Here is an 18,508-nt window from a genome sequence, read left to right as displayed (position 1 = left end):
GAGGGAAGACCGCCGTGCAACAGATACAGCGCCATGAATCAGAGGCAGATGTGCTGATAACCACAGGTAAACGGTCAATCAAACGAGTACTGGTTTCAGTGTTTCGTAAAGAGGGACTTGATACGCTTGCAAAAGCGTTTATCCACGAAGGTACTCAGGTGGTATCTACAGGTTCAACAGCTGCATATCTTGAAAAATTAGGTGTTCATGTTGTTGAAGTTTCTACAGTTACAGGTTTCCCAGAAAGCTTGGATGGTCGAGTAAAAACTTTAGATCCTCATATTCATGCTGGTATCTTAGCTGATATGAATAATGCTGAACATGTTCGTCAGCTTAAAGATTTAAATATTGATCCTTTTGATGCAGTAGTTGTTAATCTTTATCCTTTCGTAGACACTGTTAAAAACGGTGGAAATGAATCTCAAATTATTGAAAAAATTGACATAGGCGGACCTTCTATGATTCGCGCTGCAGCAAAGAATCATGCGACAGTAGCTGTTATAACAGATCCAAATGATTATACTTTGCTTGCTCAAAGAGTGCTTTCAGGTGAAGGTTTTAGCTTGGATGAGAGAAAATACTTAGCTCGTAAGGCTTTTGCTCATACTGCTGCATATGATGCTGCTATTTCTCAATGGACTAGTGATAATTGGCTAAAGCCTGAGAGTTTATGTGATGAGTCTTTGAAGGATCAAGAAACTCATGAGAATAATTCGATTATGCCGCATGATTTTACTCGCACGTATCGCATAGAAAATGTTTTGCGATATGGTGAGAATCCTCATCAACAAGCTGGATTATATGTAGATCCTTTGCGAAAAGGTGGATTAGCGCAAGCTGAACTTTTAGGTGGAAAACCTATGAGTTACAACAATTATGTTGATGCTGATTCAGCTTGGCGTGCTGTGTGGGATTTTGCTCCGCGAATCGCTGTTGCTGTTTGCAAACATAACAATCCTTGCGGATTGGCGATTGGCGAAAGTGCGGCTGAGGCTCATAAAAAAGCTCATGCTTGTGATCCTGTTAGTGCTTATGGTGGTGTTATAGCTACTAATACGACTGTTACTCTTGAAATGGCGCAAAGTGTTCGTCCTATTTTTACAGAAGTAATTGTAGCTCCGGATTATGATCCAGAAGCATTAGAATTATTGCGAACTAAAAAGAAGAATCTTAGGATTTTGAAAGTTGCTAAACCGCCTGTTTTTGGTTTGCAACTTCATCCAATTGATGGTGGTGCGTTAGTTCAAACCGCAGATTTGATTGATGATAAAGGTGATAGTCCAGAAAATTGGAAGCTTGTTTCTGGAGATCCAGCAGATGTTGATACTATGCGAGATCTGTTCTTTGCGTGGCGTTCTCTTCGTTGCGTAAAATCAAATGCTGTCTTGTTAGCTAATAACAATGCAACTGTTGGTATTGGAATGGGACAAGTAAATAGAGTTGATTCTTGTAATCTTGCTGTTGAACGTGCAAATACTTTAGCTGATGGAGTTGAGCGAGCGCGCGGATCTGTAGCTGCTTCTGACGCATTCTTCCCATTTGCTGATGGTCCTAAGATTCTTATTGATGCTGGAGTTCGTGCAATTGTTCAGCCAGGTGGATCTATTCGCGATGATGAAGTTTTTGAAGCTGTGCGTAATGCCGGAGTGACAATGTACGTTACTGGTACTCGTCACTTCTTCCATTAAAAAGCATGAAAGAAAAATACTCTTAAAAATTAGTTTGTAAAATTAGTTTGTAGAATTAGTTTTTCGGGTGTTGGTAGTTTCTAGTTGATATTGCTTATTTAAGAGAGCATATTTCAGCGCGAATCTTTTCGACACCCGATTATTTTATATATTTCTACTTTAGTGATTTTATTTTAATTTATATAATTTTTGGGTTGTACTAACCTAATTTTTTGTTGTTTTTGCTTTATAGATTTTCGTTTTGTTGATTTATAGATTTACAACATATTGTATTCTGTATCTTGTTGTAAAAGTATAATATGCATAAATTGTTAGGCGTAATTGTTATGCATAATTGTTAGAGAATAAAAATTATAAAAATATGGTAAGTGGCAATCCTATGAAGCATTTAAATAAGATAGTGAAAGATGAAGCGCAATCAAATAATACTCATCCCTATGTTTCTGAGAAAAAGGAAGGTAAGCCTTACGCAGAGTGGATTGTAGCGTGCTTAGTTGTTTTATGCGCTCTATTAGCTTTTTGTGGATATACATTGATTGCTACTGTTATTATCTCTGTGACTTCTATAGTTCTTGGAATTATGCGAATAATTCTTCAAAAACGCAGCCCTTGGAAAGTAAGAAGTGTTTTATTTGATTCTGTGATTTCAATATTTTTAGGTGTTGGATTGCTTATAACATATTTTTCTATTACGCTATTCTTCTAATTAAACGCTATTTAATAAGTTTTAGTTTAGTTTTAGTTTAGTTTTAGTTTAGTTTTAGTTTAGTTTAAGTTATGCGATTTATTAAACTGATTTGATTATTTAATTGCACTGTATTTTTTAAATAGAGATTTTAGATAAAGTAAATATTAAATTAGCCATTAGATACTTAAATATCTAATGGCTAATTTCGTTTTTGAGAATTTTAGCGACTTTTGCTATCTCAATTTTATCTAACTTAGTTTAATCTAACTTAGTTAGACTTATCTTCGTTTGTTTCAGTGTTGCTATCTTTAGTATCGCTAGATTTAGCGTCATAGAATAGTTCATTGTTTGCTGATGAATCTAATTCTTCGATACGCAAATTTGAATTTGCATCACTTACGTTTGCAACTGTATTCATTGAATAGTCTTTTATCAATTTGCCAAGTAATATTACAAGTCCAACGATTGCAGATGCAAAAATAGGCGCTACCCAGAATACCCATAATTTACTTGATGGAGATTCGAGAAGTGTTTGGGTGAATACTTTGAAAGACTTGAATTTCAGCATATTGCAAGTTATTACAAATGCAATACCAGTTGAGCGAGCAGGATTTAATCCGACTCCTGTAATAGGGTACGTAATCAAAGCGCCTAATGCGTAAACAATACCCATTGTGCTTGAGAAATTCTTTTTGTATTTTCCATTATTTTTAGTCAAAATAATATAAGCTGAAACAATTAAGATAACTGCAATTATTTCTATTACTATAGCTGTAGTAACTTCAAACGATAGATTTACGCTCTTAAGCAGGTTTGCAGACATAGAAGAGCTTCCATAGCCGTTTGCTACTGAAGAGAACCATGTTTTAATCGGTAAAGAATTTGAATGAGGGAGAATCAAAATAAGAACTAAGGCTGAGAATATTGATCCTAATACTTGAGCTACGATGTAAAGTAATTCAATAAGACGGCTTCTGCCAATAAGTATAGAAGTAATAGTTATTGCAGGATTAAAATGCCCGTTTGAAATTCTTCCGAAAGTTCCAAGTACTGCAGCGTATGCGATTGCTGTTGTAACAACAGTAAAAAGAACTCCAACTCCAGTTAAGGACGTGTTAAGACTGTTGAAAACAAAAATAATAGTTGAGAAGAAGTAAATTGTAAAAGTTATAAAAGCAGTTCCAATAAATTCTACACCAAAACGAGTTAAAATATCGATTTTATTTGGTGATTTTTTTGAATCTATAGTGTCCATAAAAATCCTAACTTTCTAATGTGCGATATTTCGCGCGATTGTTAAACGATTGCTATAGTATCACGGCTATGCCATAGGCTAATATAGAAACTCATGATAATTTCATATTTTTAATGAAATTATTACAAATATAATTACAAATATAATTAAAAATAATAAAAATCATGTTTATGAGTAGTAGTTCTGTTGCACTATTTGCTGATATTTATAGATATGAATAATGCAAATAATGCAAAGTGTTACTATTCTTGAGGTCACGTTGGGAGAACGATGCCAAACGCATATTCCCGCGCCAATCAGGCGCAACAAGAAGCCACAAACGCCATTCGACTGCAAAAGCTACTTGCTGAAGCGGGATTTGGTTCACGCCGCAAGTGTGAAGAAATTATTCTAGATGGTCGTGTTGAAGTTGATGATGAGCTAGTTACAACACTTGGTACAAGAGTTGATCCTAAGCGTCAAAAAGTGCGTGTTGATGGTTCGCGAGTTAAATTTAATACAAAACTTGTGACACTTGCGTTACATAAGCCGAAGCGTGTTTTAAGCGCAATGGATGATCCTAAAGGTCGATTTACGCTCAGAGATATTGTTGGTGACAAATACGATCGAATTTTTCATATGGGTCGTTTAGATTACGATTCTGAAGGTCTTATTTTAATGACTAATGATGGTGAGTTAAGCCAGCATGTTATGCATCCAAAATATGAAGTTGAGAAAACTTATATTGCAACAGTAGAAGGAAAAATTAACGGTCTTGTGTGCAGACGTTTAGTTTCACAAGGTGTTAATCTTGAAGACGGTTGGATTAAATTAGATCGTTGTGCAATAATCGATCAAAATCATGATACGACAATTGTAAAAGTTGTATTGCACTCTGGTAAAAATCGTATAGTACGCAGAATTTTTGGTGCTGTAGGTTTTCCTGTAAAGCGCTTAGTTCGCACACAAATAGGTCCTATTAAACTAGGGGACTTAAAAGCTGGATCTTATCGTGTGCTTTCGCAAACTGAAGTGCGCTCGCTTTCTAAGGAGGTTGGTCTGTGATTTGTGTAGCTATTGATGGGCCAGCAGGAGTAGGTAAATCTTCAACTTCTCGTGCTTTAGCTAAATACTATGGTTTTGCGTATTTAGATACAGGTGCAATGTATAGAGCTGCTGCATGGTGGTGTTTGAAGAATGGTATTGATCTAAGTGAACAACTTTCTTTAGACGAAGAAGGTAAGCCAACAAATTCTGCGGATATTGAGCGTTTTAACAAAATAGTTGAATCTGTTGGTGAGTTATTTACAGATGATCATGTGAAGTTTAACGTTGATCCTGAAAATCCTATAGTTGTAGTTGATGGTGAAGATATTAGCGATAAATTGCGTCTTTGCGAAGTTTCTTCTACTGTTTCTACTGTTTCTTCAATACCTTCAGTTCGCAGAATGCTTATTGCTGCTCAGCGTGCATATATTGCTGAACAGTCAGAAGAAGACTCTTTTTCTAAAGGTGAAGGAATAGTTGCAGAAGGTCGTGATATTACTACTGTTGTAGCTCCTAATGCTCAAGTTCGAGTATTGCTTACAGCGCGTGAAGATGTGCGTCAAGCTAGGAGGAATAAACAAGATATTTCGCAAGAGAATTTGCAAAATAACGAGTCTGAAGAAGACAATATTAGCGCTCGCGATGCTAAAGATTCTAAAGTTACGAGTTTCCTCTCTGCTGCAGACGGTGTTACAACGCTTGATAATTCTGATTTAACGTTTGATGAAACTTTGAATGCTCTTGTTGAAATAGTTGATGATGCTATTGAGCAGGATGAGTATGATCGTTATGTAGCAAATCTTGAAGGTTATGATCTTGACGATGAAGATCGTGAGCTTCTTAGCGGAGATTTTGCAAGTAGTGACGAGCAAAAGGATTCTCAAGCTGTTGGTGTAATCGCCGTAATTGGTAGGCCAAATGTTGGAAAATCAACACTAGTAAACAGAATTTTAGGTCACAGAGTTGCAGTTGTTGAAGATACTCCAGGTGTGACTCGTGATCGAGTAAGTTACGATGCTGAATGGGCTGGAACTAACTTTAAGTTGGTTGACACTGGAGGATGGGAAGCTGACGTTGAAGGTATAGATTCCTCTATAGCTCAGCAAGCTCAAGTAGCTGTACGCTTAAGTGATGCTATTATTTTTCTAGTCGATGGTCAAGTTGGTTTAACAGCAACAGATGAGCGTATTGTTTCTCTTCTTCGCGCTGCAGGAAAACCTATTACGTTGGCTGTTAACAAAGTTGACGATGCTAGAAGTGAGTATTTGACTGCAGAGTTTTGGAAGCTTGGAATGGGTGAGCCATATGGAATCTCTGCAATGCACGGAAGAGGCGTTGGTGATTTGCTTGACGCAGCTCTTGCATCTTTGAAGAAAGCTAATAAAACTTCTGGATTCTTAACTCCGCAAGGTCTTCGTAGAGTTGCTTTAGTCGGGCGTCCAAACGTTGGTAAATCGTCGCTTTTAAATCATTTAGCTAATGAAGAACGTGCTGTTGTAAACGATTTAGCTGGAACTACTCGTGACCCTATTGATGAAGTTGTGCGAGTTGATGGCGAAGACTGGCTTTTTATTGATACTGCTGGCATTAAGAGAAGACCGCATAAGCTTACTGGAGCAGAATACTATTCTTCACTTCGTACGCAAGCTGCAATTGAGCGCTGTGAACTTGCTTTAATTCTTTTTGACTCTTCTCAGCCTATTGCGGAGCAGGATTTGAAAGTTATGAGCCAAGCAGTAGATGCAGGTAGATCAATCGTACTTGTGTTTAACAAGTGGGATTTAATGGATGAGTTTTCAAGACAACGTATGGAACGCTTGTGGAAAACTGAATTTGATCGTGTAACTTGGGCTGAGCGCGTGAATCTTTCTGCAAAAACTGGATGGCATACAAATCGTCTTGCGCGCGCTATGCGAACTGCTTTAGACAGTTGGGATAAGCGTATTCCTACAGGAAAATTAAATGCTTTCTTAGGACGTATTCAGTCTGCTCATCCTCATCCTCTTCGTGGCGGAAAGCAAGCGCGAATTTTGTTTGCAACACAAGCTTCAACTAAGCCTCCTCGTTTTGTGATTTTTGCAACAGGATTCCTTGAGCATAGTTACCGCCGTTTTATTGAGAGGTCTTTGCGCGAAGAATTTGGATTCGAAGGAACACCAATTCAAATCTCTGTGAAAGTTAGAGATAAGAAGAAACGTAAATAGCAAATAAAATAAGTGGATATTGTGTGATGTAATTTGCGTGATATCCACTTGCTAATTTTGCAAAATAAATATTTCATAAAGCGTGGGGTAAAGGTGAAATATGACTGTGTTAAGCGAGTTAGCTCTTGATTTGCATCATGCTAGCGAAGATGAAATTTTTCAAGCATTCGTTGATTGGGTTAAAACTAATAAGCATGTAGATTTGTGGCAGCATCAAGAAGAATCCATTATGGATTTACTTGCAGGAGATCATGTAATCTTAAACACTCCAACTGGTTCAGGAAAATCATTAGTTGCACTTGGAATGCATTTTGCTGCACTTGCAACAGGCAGACGCTCATACTATACAGCTCCAATCAAGGCACTTGTATCTGAAAAATTCTTCGATTTAGTATCGATTTTTGGTCGAGATAATGTTGGTATGATCACAGGTGACTCGCATATTAACACAGATGCTCCAATAATTTGTTGCACTGCAGAAATATTAGCGAACCAAGCTTTACGAGAAGGCGCAAACGCTGAAGTTGATTGCGTTGCAATGGATGAATTCCACTATTATGGAGATCCAGAGCGCGGATGGGCTTGGCAAGTGCCGCTACTAACACTAGCTAACACTCAATTTTTACTTATGAGTGCAACTCTTGGAGATGTAACAGATATTGCTGAGCGCTTAGAGAAAACAACAAGACGAAGCGTTGATATTATTGCGAACGCTCCTAGACCAATTCCGCTTGAATATGAGTACACTGATAAGCCTCTTGCTACAACTGTTGAATTATTATTTAATAAAGGTTTAACACCAATCTATGTAGTACATTTTTCGCAAGATTCAGCTCTTGAAACTGCTCAAGCACTCGCTAGTACAGGAGTTTCAAGTAAAGAACAGCGCGATAAAATCGCACAAGCTATTAAAGGCACAAAATTTACTACAGGTTTTGGAAAAATTCTGCAAAGAATTTTAAGGACTGGTGTTGGTGTGCATCATGCAGGCATGCTTCCGCGCTACCGTAGACTTGTTGAACAGTTAGCGCAGCAAGGATTACTTCCTGTTATTTGTGGTACAGATACTTTAGGTGTTGGAATTAACGTGCCAATTCACTCTGTTGTTTTAACTTCTCTTACAAAATTTGATGGAAATCGTAGTCGCAAACTTCGCGCTCGTGAATTTCATCAAATTGCAGGCCGTGCAGGCAGAATGGGATTTGATACTGAGGGCTTAGTAGTTGCAGAGGCTCCAGAGTTCGAGATTGAGAATGCTCGCTCTGTTGCAAAAGCTGGAAATGATCCTAAAAAGCTTAAAAAAGTTAAGAGAAAGAAAGCTCCAGAAGGATTTGTTGTCTGGAGCGAGCAAACGTTTAATAAGCTTATTGAAAGTAATCCTGAAACGTTGAATCCTCATATGGTTGTTACTCACTCAATGGTGTTGAATGAAGTTACTCAAGGTGGGGATGCTCGCGCTAGAGTAGAAAAACTTATTGAAGATAGTGCGCAAAAGATACAAGATAAAGAGAAACTTCTTGAGAGGTGCGATAATATTTTCCAAACTTTATTAGATACAAAAGTAATTGAATGTTTTAAGCGTCAAGATGGAACTTATGATTATGAGCTTGACGTTACTATTCCAGAAGGATTTGCGCTAGATCAGCCGCTTTCTCCATTTTTGCTTGCTGCTTTAGAACTTCTTGACCCAGAGTCTCAAAGTTACTCTCTTGATGTTATTTCTATTGTTGAATCTACTTTAGATGATCCTAAGCCTGTTTTGCGCTCGCAGGAGCGTAAAGCGCGCGATGCAGCTATGTCCTCTATGAAAGATGATGGCATTGATTATGAAGAGCGCATGGAGCGTTTAGCTGAAGTTAGCTATCCTAAGCCACTTGAGGATTTGCTAACTCCTGCTTTTTTGCAATATCGTAATGATGTTCCGTGGGCTAATGATTATTGGATTAAGCCTAAATCTGTTCTTCGAGATATGGTCGAAACGGCTTGCGATTTTAATGGTTATATTTCGCGTTATGGCATTGCTAGAAGTGAAGGAACGTTGTTGCGTTATCTTTCAGATGCTTACCGTTCTCTTGCGCGTACTGTGCCAAAAGACAAGCTTAATGATGAATTGCGAGATATTATTTCTTGGCTTCGCATTGTTGTGCGTTCTATTGATTCTAGTTTGCTTGATGAGTGGGAGAGTGCAGGTGGATCGGATGCTGAAGCTAATGCTGTAACTACGGCAGCTCCATCAACTTCAGAATCTGTGGTTGAAGATCGAAGAGGACTTATTGTTCTTATTCGAAATGCTATGTTTCGTAGAGTTCAACTTATGGATCTAGAAGATTCTGATACTCTTGGTGAGCTTGATAAAGCTTGGGGTTATGGTGTTCACGAGTGGAATGATGTTCTTGATGAATACTATGAGGATCACGAGTATGTTGGTATTGATGCTAAAGCTCGTAGTGGTGACTTGTTTATTTTGGATGATTCATTAGAGAAAAGTGAACATACTTGGAAAGTTCGACAGATAATCGATGATTCAGACGGCGATCATAATTGGGCTATTACTGGAATTGTAGATTTAGATGCTACACAAGATACAGGCGAAGTTGTGTTCTTTGACTACAGTGTGTCGCATGTATAGCATTGTTTTATATATGTTTTTAGTAAAATCTAAAAAATATCGAACGTTTGTTCTATAGATTGTGTATACTTAGATTATGGTTCAGGATTTGTTTTCGTCAATGAGCGCGTCTAGTGATGTAACTCGCCCTCTTGCTGTTCGTATGCGTCCAAGTGCAATTGAAGATGTGCTTGGTCAATCGCATGCTCTTAAGCCCGGTTCTCCTTTGCGTAGACTTGCTGATCCTCAATCTGAATATTGTCTTACTTCTCCAAGTTCTATTATTTTGTTTGGACCTCCGGGAGTTGGTAAAACTACTCTTGCTCATATTGTCGCTCGGCAATCTGGACGTGTTTTTGAAGAGCTTTCTGCTGTAACTTCAGGAGTAAAAGATGTGCGAGAAGTATTAGATCGAGCTCATGAGCGTTTAGTTAGCAAAGGTCTAGAAACAGTACTGTTTATTGATGAAGTGCATCGTTTTTCTAAATCTCAGCAAGATGCTTTGCTTCCAAGCGTAGAAAATCGTGATGTAACTTTTATTGGAGCTACTACAGAAAATCCAAGTTTTTCAATTATTAAACCACTACTTAGTAGATCTGTAGTTGTTAAGCTTGAATCGCTAAGTGTTGAAGATTTACATGAGCTTATTAAGAGGGCTATTGTTAGCGAGCGCGGTTTTAATAATCAAATTGAAATTGAAGATGATGCAATAGATTTTATTATTCGCTTGAGCGCAGGGGACGCTCGTAAGACTCTTACTATTTTAGAAGCTGCAGCTGGAGCGATTACAGGAAATTCTATTCACAAGCCTGGTGAAAATAAGCCTGTAATTAGTGCGGATATTGTTTCAAGAGTAGCTGACGTAAATATTGTCAGATATGACAAAGATGGTGATGACCATTACGATGTCATTTCTGCTTTTATTAAGTCAATGCGAGGAAGTGACGTAGATGCATCTTTGCACTATTTAGCTCGCATGATTAGAGCAGGTGAAGATCCTCGTTTTATTGCAAGACGAATTATGATCGCAGCTGCTGAAGAAGTTGGTATGGCAGCTCCGCAAATTTTGCAAGTAACTGTTGCTGCAGCTCAAGCTGTTGCGCTAGTAGGTATGCCTGAAGCGAGAATTATTCTTTCAGAGGCTGTTATTGCTGTAGCTACAGCTCCTAAATCTAATGCTAGTTATAATGCTATAAATCAAGCTTTGCAAGATATTGATTCTGGCAATATTGGTCAAGTCCCACTTCATTTGCGTAATGCTCCAACAAAATTGATGAAAACTTGGGGTAATCATGAAGGTTATAAATATGCGCACGATTATCCTGGAGCAATAGTTTCACAACAATACTTGCCTGATGAATTGGTTGGTCGCAAATATTACAATCCTTCAGATCGCGGATATGAACATGAACTATTACAACGTGTATCTCAAATCCGTAATATTCTTAATAAGAGTGATGATTCTGATTAAGCATGTTGGATACTGATATTTGTGTAGAATATTTTATAGTTTTAATTATGCAAAATGTTTCAATGTTTTGCATAAGTGTATTTTATACTTTTAAGCTCGCTTTATAGAAGTGACGAAAGAGAGATGTGGCAATGAAGAAGCACGGTTTTATAATTTATTGCGTTGTTCCTATCGTTTCTATAATTCAAATAGTTATTTCTGCTCTCGTTTTTCGTTCTTCAATAATTTTCTTCGGTGATTATCCGTATTTTATGAGGAGTTTAATAACAAATCCTATTTTAAGCAATCTAAGAGGTCGTAATCCAGAAGATTTGGCTATTGCTGCCGGTAAGGAATATAAGAACGTATTAGAGAATATAAATCAATACGAGTTTAGCGGAGTTCCTCAAGGCGATTACAACTATGCAATATGGGACGTAAATAGCGATGGAATAGATGATTTAATATTAACTGATTTTTATAAAGTAAAAAATGATTCAGGATATTATGTTACTAGATCTGCTACAAAAGTATTTTCTTATGATGGTAAAAAATTGAATGTTATGAATGGAGTTATACATTCAATTCAAAACAAGTTTGAAAGTTCCACTTTGTTCTTTTATAGGAATCATAGAGGATTAGTTCTTTATATTCCTGAAAGTGAACAGTGGTATGAAAAGATGAAGAGTAATACTCTTGGGAAAAATGAAGTATTCCCATGGAGAGAAGTTTCGTATAGATTCTTTGGAACTAAGATTAAAACTAAGACTAAAGTTGTTAAAAATCCTCTTCCTAAGAATGAGAATGATGAAGCTGAAATGTCTGATGTAACTGCGCCATCTTATATTCCAGTTTCTGATTTAACAGATGTAAATAGTCTTATAAATATTAAAAAACGTGATTATTGGACTCAAGTTAATGCTAAACAAAAATTGAAATGGCAAGAAGATGGATACCAAGTTTTTACTGGAGTAGTTGAAAAAATTAATATGTATCAATCGTATGATTTCCCTGGTACTTCTCCTGAAGACTCTGGGATTAGTATTGATAATTATATGAGTTCTTCTTCTGGTTCTAGTAATACTATAGTTTTGACTTTAGATTCTCCTCGCTCAGCTGCATCACATTGTAACGGTACTGAATGCGGGTATAGACCTATGCAGAATGAAATTCGTAAAGTTGCAATAGTGCTTAGTAATAGTAGTAGTGATAAGAATGATGATGATTTCACTCGTTATATTGGCAAGAAAACTATTGTTGCAACTAAAAATATGTATGTTACAGCAGCAGATTTTCCTTGGAATCAGCCAATAATTAGTTCTTCTGAATACACAATAGTTAAGTTAATGAATCCTGTTGAAGATTCTACAGTTTACAATAAGTAGTTTCTACAATAAATGAATTTGCTAAATTTGCAACAGATTCATTGAAGTATTCTATTACTTACCTTATAGAGTAGCTCACAAAGTATCAGTCTATTCTTTAATAAGCATAATATGATTAGTGTTTTCTCGAGGTGATACTCTAAACAGCACAAAACGATTTCCGATAACTTGTACAACTTCAGCTTTAAGTTTTTCTGCTAACTTTATTGCTGCTTCTTTTGCGCTTAATCCTGAACCATCTTGTACAGCGCATTTCATAAGTTCATGATATTGCATCGTTTCATCAGCTTGTTTTATTGCAGCTTCTGTAATATCGTTTTTGCCAATATAAAGCATAGGACTTAAAGTGTTTGCTAAAGCGCGCAATTGTTTAATTTGCTTTTTAGTTAATGGCATATGTCCTCCAAAAGTATACATAATTGGTTTTAAATAATCATGTTAATTTCAATGCTTATCGGATTATACATCTAACCATGCTAATCCAATATTCTATTGTTTTTATTAAAAGTAATTTTGTAAATTTGTATTCATAAAATATTTGTAGTTTTAGCAATAAGAATTGTAATAATTATGCTAAAAATTGCTAAAGCAATATCTCTAAATCTTATTTTTAAAACGTGAAAGTGTGTGCGTGCTTCTTGCGGAATGTAGCATCTAGAATCTAAAGCTAATCCAAGATTATATGCATGCCTAATTACACCTGCAAATCCTGGAATAATAAGAGATGTCATTGCTTGAAGTCTTTTTTTAAGCGATCCGTTTTTTATGCTTCCACCTCTAGCTGTTTGCGCAATTGAAATAGCTTTTGCTTCTTTTGAAAGAGTTGGAAGAAATCGTAATGCTAAAGTCATAATAAATGCTATTTCTTGCGTAGGTAATTTGAATACTTTAAGTGGAGAAATAATAGATGCGCATGCTTGAGTTAGTCTTGTCGGAGTGAAAGTTAATAGAACAGTTAATCCAATAAGCATTGCTAAAGAAAGTCTAGTAGAGAAAAGTATTGTAAAGTTTACTCCATCAAGTGTTATAGGTATTGAAAAAAGATAAAAAAGTATGCGACCTGTTTTCGCGATAAAGATATTTAGAATACTCGAAAATATGAATATTGATATTAGAATATGCAAAAACGATATTAGTTTAGAAAACTGTATTCTTGCAAAAATTGTGAGAATAAGAGTTGCAATACTAAGAATCCCAAGTTGGCTGTAATTAGTGACTCTAAAAGCGCTGAATATTAGAATAAAGCAAGAAATTAATGTGACTCTAGGGTCAAAAGAGCTTAGAAAAGGGCTTGTGGAAGAGCTGTGAGAATAGCTTGTGGAAGAGCTGTGGATATTGCCCTTAAAATGGCTATTTTCTTTAATAGTTGATTTTTTACTTTCATCATCTTTTTCTGTTTTAATTGTAATTATTCTAGCTTTAAGAGCTTTTGCTTCATTCATATCATGCGTAATAAGCACAATAGTTATGCCTTTTTTATGTAAATCTTCTAATATTTTTCTCAATCGCATAGATGATTCAAAATCTAAACCTGCACTAGGCTCGTCTAAAACAAGTATTTTTGGATTATATGCTAAAACTCCAGCTATAGCTACTAGACGTTGCTGTCCTCCTGAAAGTTCAAAAGGAGAAAATTGTGCTAAATGTTCAATATGTAGCATTTTCAAAGTTTCGTTTACTTTAGTATTAAGTTTTTCTCCTTCTAAACCAAAATTTTTAGGACCATAAGATACGTCTTCAAATACTGTTTGCGCGAAAAGTTGCTGTTCTGGGCATTGCATAACGTAGCCAATTGTTTGCCGCAGTTTTTTAGTATTTGTTTTGTTTTCTTTAGCGTTCAAAGGAATACCTTGTATTAGAACAGTTCCAGAATCATATTTAAGTAATCCGCATATTGTTTTTGCTAAAGTTGATTTTCCTGATCCATTTTCTCCTGTAATTGCAACGATTTCTCCATGCTTTACTTTGAGAGAATAGTTATTTATTACATGTTTGGCGCGTTTAGAGTAACTAACGTTAAGATTAGATACTTCGATTGCAAATGTTTCATCATTAGTTTGATTTTGCAATAAATCTTGATTTTTTTCAGTATCAGTTTCTTTTTCGTTATCAGGTTGATTTTCGCATTTTTTAGCGTATTCGGTATCTATCGCATTTTTATAATATTCTTTTAATTCATTAGAACTTATATCGCGAATTTGACCTTTATTTACTAGAAGTATTCGATCTGCGTAAACGCATTCATCAAATTTATGTGTTATGTGAACTATTGTGAATCCGCGTTTTTGCAAATCATCAAATAGTGAATTAACGTATTGCAAAGATTTATAATCAAGCATTGATGTTGGTTCATCAAATATGAGAAGTTTTGGCTTTGTAACAATAGTACTTGCGAGCGCAATTTTTTGTTGCTGTCCTCCGCTCATATCACTAGGGTCATCATACCTGTGGTTTTCCATGCGAACAGATTCTAATGCATTTAGAATCATTTCATTCATATTTGATTGTTTTACGCATAAGTTTTCTAGTCCAAAAGCTATGTCGTCTTCGCTGATCGTTGTTATTATTTGATCTTCTGGATTTTGGAAAAGAGTTCCAATAGATTTTCTTGCAATTTTATACGCATTGGAATCAGCGTGATCTAAATCGAAAACTTTATTGCCGCATAATTGCACGAGTCCTGAATCAGGAGCTATTAAACCTGATAGTATTTTAGACAGTGTAGATTTTCCTGAACCGTTAAGTCCTACTATTACAACTCTTTCTCCATATTTAATTTTAAGATTTATTCCATTAAGAATCCATGTTTTCCCGGAATCATACGAAAAATATACGTCTTTTAATATTGCAGCAAAAGATTCTTGTTTGATATTGTTTTCTTTATTCATTATTTTAAGTTCTATTCTATTTATTAAAGCTTGCAAAAAATATTAAAGAAAGTGAAATTTATTAGATATATTATATTTAATCTAATAAATTTCACAAATACATAAAATTTAATGTTATTTTACTTATAACGCTTTAACAATTTTGAAATCGGCTTATAAATAAGAACAGTCAAAACTATATGAAGTAAAATTTTTGCTGCATTGAACGGTAATAGGATTGGAATAATAATTGATGCAACATCCGCGATAGTAAATTGAGGTAGATACAAAGGAGTAATAATCAAATTTCCAATAATTGCAATTGCAATAGATACTATGGATCCAGCTATAAGACTTAATAAAGCTCCTTTTTTAGTGCGCATTTTCTTATAAATAAATGATGCTGTAACAGATAATCCTAGTGATACTGATATAGCAATAATTGAGCCTAAAGGATTGCTTAGAATGTGTGGAGCAAATCCTAATATGCTTACGATTGCTGCTGCAGCTGGTCCGTAAGCGTATCCTGCTATCAAACAAACTATGCCTGAAGGATCGTATTTAAGATATGAAAATTGTGGTCCAGGAATAATTGGGAATTCAATAAAACTTAAAGCCATAGATAAAGCTACGAAAAGAGCATATTGTGCGATTCTTTTCGTTGACCAATAATTTGAAGTATTAGTATCTGTGCTGTGCTGTGTGTCTAAATAACCCATTAGGGCCTCCGTTTCTTCTATCCGGACTTTAACCGTTGGCTTCGGAATTTGACCGAATCAGCAGATTTTATCCGCTCGCGGGCTTCAAGATTGATCTTGCTACCGCCAGTAAGGATTTTCACCTTCCCTGAAACTACTTTTCCTTTTTATAACATGGAGTGAACAATATAAAATTTGTTAAATTTTTCTGTGGCGAGGGTAAGTGCAAAAATAGGCATTATGAGCAATATGAGTAGTAGTAAATCTAGTAGTAATAACACTAAGACTAGTAGTAATAACACTAAATCTAGTAGTAATAACACTAAGACTTTACTTAAAGATTCAAATAAGAGTATGAACAATAAAGTAAGAGAAAAAATGTTGCAAAGTATTGAACGATTAGCTGTTGTTGTAGTTACATATAAAAGGCAAGAGTTGTTAAAACGTTTATTTGCTTCTTTTGAGAAATTAAAAGAGTGCCCATGGCGCATTATTGTAGTTGATAATGAGAAAAGCGAGCGAACGCGTCAAATGGTTGATTCTTTAAACAAGAGTTTGACTATAAAATGGGGTAGTGCTGATGGGGATGATGACGGTAATTTTGAGCACGTTCTTTATGAGCCTCAAAAAGATAATTTAGGCGGAGCTGGTGGATTTTCCGCTGGTGTTAAAAAAGCTTATGAGATTGGTGCTAAATGGTTCTGGGTTATGGATGATGACGTAGAAACAGTTCCTGAATCTATTTCACGCTTGAGTAAATGGACTAAGAAACATTCTGTGATTCAAGGTAGTAGATTGGATTACGATGGCGGTAAATTCTATTGGCAATATGAGTTTTTAGTTCCAATGGGTATACCAAATCCATTTGCTCCTGCAGCTTTTAGTAAAGCTGGTTACAGAGTTATGAATACTATGTGCTTTGAAGGCGGATTATTCCGCAGAGATGTAGTTGAAAAAATAGGTTTCCCTGATCCTCGTTACTTTATTTATTGGGATGATACAACTTATGGTTATCTTGCTAGTAAAGTCACTAATCCTATTGTAATTCCAGATATCGTTCTACGCCGTACTCGTGATATTCCTAATTGGGATATTGCTGGAATACGCCAATTAAATTCAACATCCGATATGAATAGATATCATATTATGCGTAATCGTGGTTTTATGGCGCGATATTTTATGATTCATGGAGATTATCATCCTCTTATGTTTGCAATAGGCACTATTGCAACAGCTGCAAAAGAGTTTATTCGTTTGCTTGCTGTTGATAGAAAGCACATCATACCTGGATCAATAAGATTATTTAGTGGTTGGATTGCTTCAAGAAAGATTTTGCATGATTCTAATTGGAAACCAATGCCTTCTTTAAAGTAAATCTATAATTTAAAGGATTATCCTGTTTGTTGTTGCTGAGCTCTCGGAGTTTCTCTCATCGCAAGATTTTTACATTGCTCTAAGAGAAACTCCGATAGCTCTTGGCATGTTTAGTCTTTTAATCTTCGGCTAATCACCGAGATTTTTCGATTTTTCTTCTTCATTCGATGAATCACCATCAAAGATGCTGAGGTTCATCTCATTCAGGGCGAAAAATCTTAAATCTCTGCCTAACTAGTAGCAAAGCGTGCGTTGTAAACAAAATCATAATTTTTTTGTAAATGGTTTGCATTTTCGTATAATTTTTGGTTATTATACTGAGAAAAACAGTATTGCAATCGTTGGCAATAATTAAATTTGTTTTACGCGTGTCGTTCTGACGATATTGTAGAATGAACTTGATATTCCATTGTCAACACATTCAGAGGAGAGGTGTTAGCGATGATTAACACTGCACAAGCTTTCGGCGTAGATATCGGTGGTTCAGGCATTAAGGCTGCACCTGTCAATCTCGAAAAGGGTGAATTTGCTGAACCAAGGTATAAAATTCTTACTCCAGCGGTTTCTACACCTCAAGCAGTTGCGGATATTGTTCTTCAGCAACTTGAGCATTTTGAAGTAACTCCTGATATTCCTGTTGGTATTGCTTTCCCAGCTCCGATTAAGCCTGGCAAGAAGCTTGAATATATGGCAAATCTTGACCAGTCTTGGGTTGGTGTTGATGTTACAGAAGTTTTCAGTGAAGCTTGTGGAAGACCTGTTACTGTTGTAAACGATGCTGATGCTGCAGGTTTAGCAGAACAGCATTTTGGTTCTGCAAAAGATAAAGACGGTTTAGTTATTGCTACAACACTAGGAACAGGTATTGGAACAGCGTTGATTTATAACGGAGTTCTTATTCCTAATACTGAGCTTGGTCACATTCAGCTTGAGAAAGGTAAAGGAGATGCAGAAAAGTATGCTGCTTCTTCTGTTCGCGAAAAGTTGGATATGGGTTATAAGAAGTGGGCTAAGCGTTTAACAAAGTACTATGGTTTGATGGAAAAGTACTTCAATCCAGATTTGTTCGTTGTAGGCGGTGGAGTAAGTAGAGTAAGTGAAAAGTTCTTGCCGCATATTGATATAAAGACGCCAATCGTTGTTGCTTCTTTGCATAATGAAGCTGGTATTATTGGCGCTGCATTTTATGCTATGCAACAGCGAGAAAAGTAATGATGTTATCGTAAACGTATTGTGTTTATGTAATAACGCATTATTGAATGTCT

Annotated in this window: 13 protein-coding genes and 1 riboswitch; of the genes, 9 read left to right on the top strand and 4 right to left on the bottom strand. The window is 36.0% G+C overall.

Going from position 1 to position 18,508, the window contains the following annotated elements; all coding sequences use genetic code 11:
* The first annotated feature begins 14 nt into the window (after positions 1-14).
* The gene (gene purH, locus Q0X59_RS00655) at positions 15-1,688 is read left to right on the top strand and encodes a bifunctional phosphoribosylaminoimidazolecarboxamide formyltransferase/IMP cyclohydrolase (RefSeq protein WP_103043017.1); all 1,674 of its coding nucleotides are present in this window, start codon (positions 15-17) and stop codon (positions 1,686-1,688) included.
* Between the two features lie 379 nt (positions 1,689-2,067).
* Positions 2,068-2,394 (top strand): rod shape-determining protein RodA, encoded by a 327-nt coding sequence (locus tag Q0X59_RS00650; RefSeq protein WP_075523280.1) that lies wholly within the window; start codon positions 2,068-2,070, stop codon positions 2,392-2,394.
* 250 nt (positions 2,395-2,644) lie between these two features.
* Here the strand turns inward: Q0X59_RS00650 and Q0X59_RS00645 are convergent, their stop codons facing one another.
* A complete protein-coding gene (locus tag Q0X59_RS00645; protein WP_075523190.1) occupies positions 2,645-3,631 on the bottom strand; it encodes an aquaporin in 987 nt (328 codons plus the stop codon).
* A 270-nt stretch (positions 3,632-3,901) separates the two neighbouring features.
* Here Q0X59_RS00645 and Q0X59_RS00640 point away from each other — a divergent pair, with 270 nt between their 5' ends.
* The 5 genes from Q0X59_RS00640 (at position 3,902) to Q0X59_RS00620 (ending at position 12,304) form a co-directional block, all read left to right on the top strand.
* Entirely contained in the window at positions 3,902-4,675 is a 774-nt protein-coding gene (locus Q0X59_RS00640; RefSeq protein WP_075523189.1) for a pseudouridine synthase, read from the top strand.
* Positions 4,672-6,861 (top strand): bifunctional cytidylate kinase/GTPase Der, encoded by a 2,190-nt coding sequence (gene der / locus Q0X59_RS00635; RefSeq protein ID WP_297642440.1) that lies wholly within the window; start codon positions 4,672-4,674, stop codon positions 6,859-6,861. The genes Q0X59_RS00640 and der overlap by 4 nt, the downstream gene beginning before the upstream one ends.
* 100 nt (positions 6,862-6,961) lie before the next feature.
* A complete protein-coding gene (locus tag Q0X59_RS00630; protein ID WP_296157334.1) occupies positions 6,962-9,490 on the top strand; it encodes a DEAD/DEAH box helicase in 2,529 nt (842 codons plus the stop codon).
* Between the two features lie 76 nt (positions 9,491-9,566).
* On the top strand, positions 9,567-10,940 hold the full coding sequence (locus tag Q0X59_RS00625) for a replication-associated recombination protein A (protein ID WP_075523186.1): 1,374 nt from the start codon (positions 9,567-9,569) through the stop codon (positions 10,938-10,940).
* A gap of 125 nt (positions 10,941-11,065) precedes the next feature.
* Positions 11,066-12,304 carry a hypothetical protein gene (locus tag Q0X59_RS00620; RefSeq protein WP_297642437.1) on the top strand — a complete coding sequence of 413 codons (1,239 nt, stop codon included), beginning with the start codon at positions 11,066-11,068 and terminating at the stop codon, positions 12,302-12,304.
* 90 nt (positions 12,305-12,394) lie between these two features.
* On the opposite strand, the gene Q0X59_RS00615 is transcribed toward Q0X59_RS00620, so the two are convergent.
* From Q0X59_RS00615 to Q0X59_RS00605, 3 genes are all read right to left on the bottom strand, one after another.
* The gene (locus Q0X59_RS00615) at positions 12,395-12,700 is read right to left on the bottom strand and encodes a YhbY family RNA-binding protein (RefSeq protein WP_075523184.1); all 306 of its coding nucleotides are present in this window, start codon (positions 12,698-12,700) and stop codon (positions 12,395-12,397) included.
* Between the two features lie 131 nt (positions 12,701-12,831).
* The gene (locus Q0X59_RS00610) at positions 12,832-15,192 is read right to left on the bottom strand and encodes an energy-coupling factor transporter ATPase (RefSeq protein WP_297642435.1); all 2,361 of its coding nucleotides are present in this window, start codon (positions 15,190-15,192) and stop codon (positions 12,832-12,834) included.
* A 119-nt stretch (positions 15,193-15,311) separates the two neighbouring features.
* Positions 15,312-15,890 (bottom strand): ECF transporter S component, encoded by a 579-nt coding sequence (locus tag Q0X59_RS00605; protein ID WP_075523182.1) that lies wholly within the window; start codon positions 15,888-15,890, stop codon positions 15,312-15,314.
* A 5-nt stretch (positions 15,891-15,895) separates the two neighbouring features.
* Positions 15,896-16,029: riboswitch (FMN riboswitch) on the bottom strand.
* A 194-nt stretch (positions 16,030-16,223) separates the two neighbouring features.
* Between Q0X59_RS00605 and Q0X59_RS00600 the strand changes: the two genes are divergently transcribed.
* Positions 16,224-17,243 (top strand): glycosyltransferase, encoded by a 1,020-nt coding sequence (locus tag Q0X59_RS00600; RefSeq protein WP_075523279.1) that lies wholly within the window; start codon positions 16,224-16,226, stop codon positions 17,241-17,243.
* A 441-nt stretch (positions 17,244-17,684) separates the two neighbouring features.
* On the top strand, positions 17,685-18,455 hold the full coding sequence (ppgK, locus tag Q0X59_RS00595) for a polyphosphate--glucose phosphotransferase (RefSeq protein WP_297642432.1): 771 nt from the start codon (positions 17,685-17,687) through the stop codon (positions 18,453-18,455).
* Positions 18,456-18,508 lie beyond the last annotated feature (53 nt).

Source organism: uncultured Gardnerella sp., assembly GCF_947280595.1.
GTDB classification, from domain to species: domain Bacteria; phylum Actinomycetota; class Actinomycetes; order Actinomycetales; family Bifidobacteriaceae; genus Bifidobacterium; species Bifidobacterium vaginale_A.
This window is presented reverse-complemented; position numbering and strand designations above follow the sequence as displayed.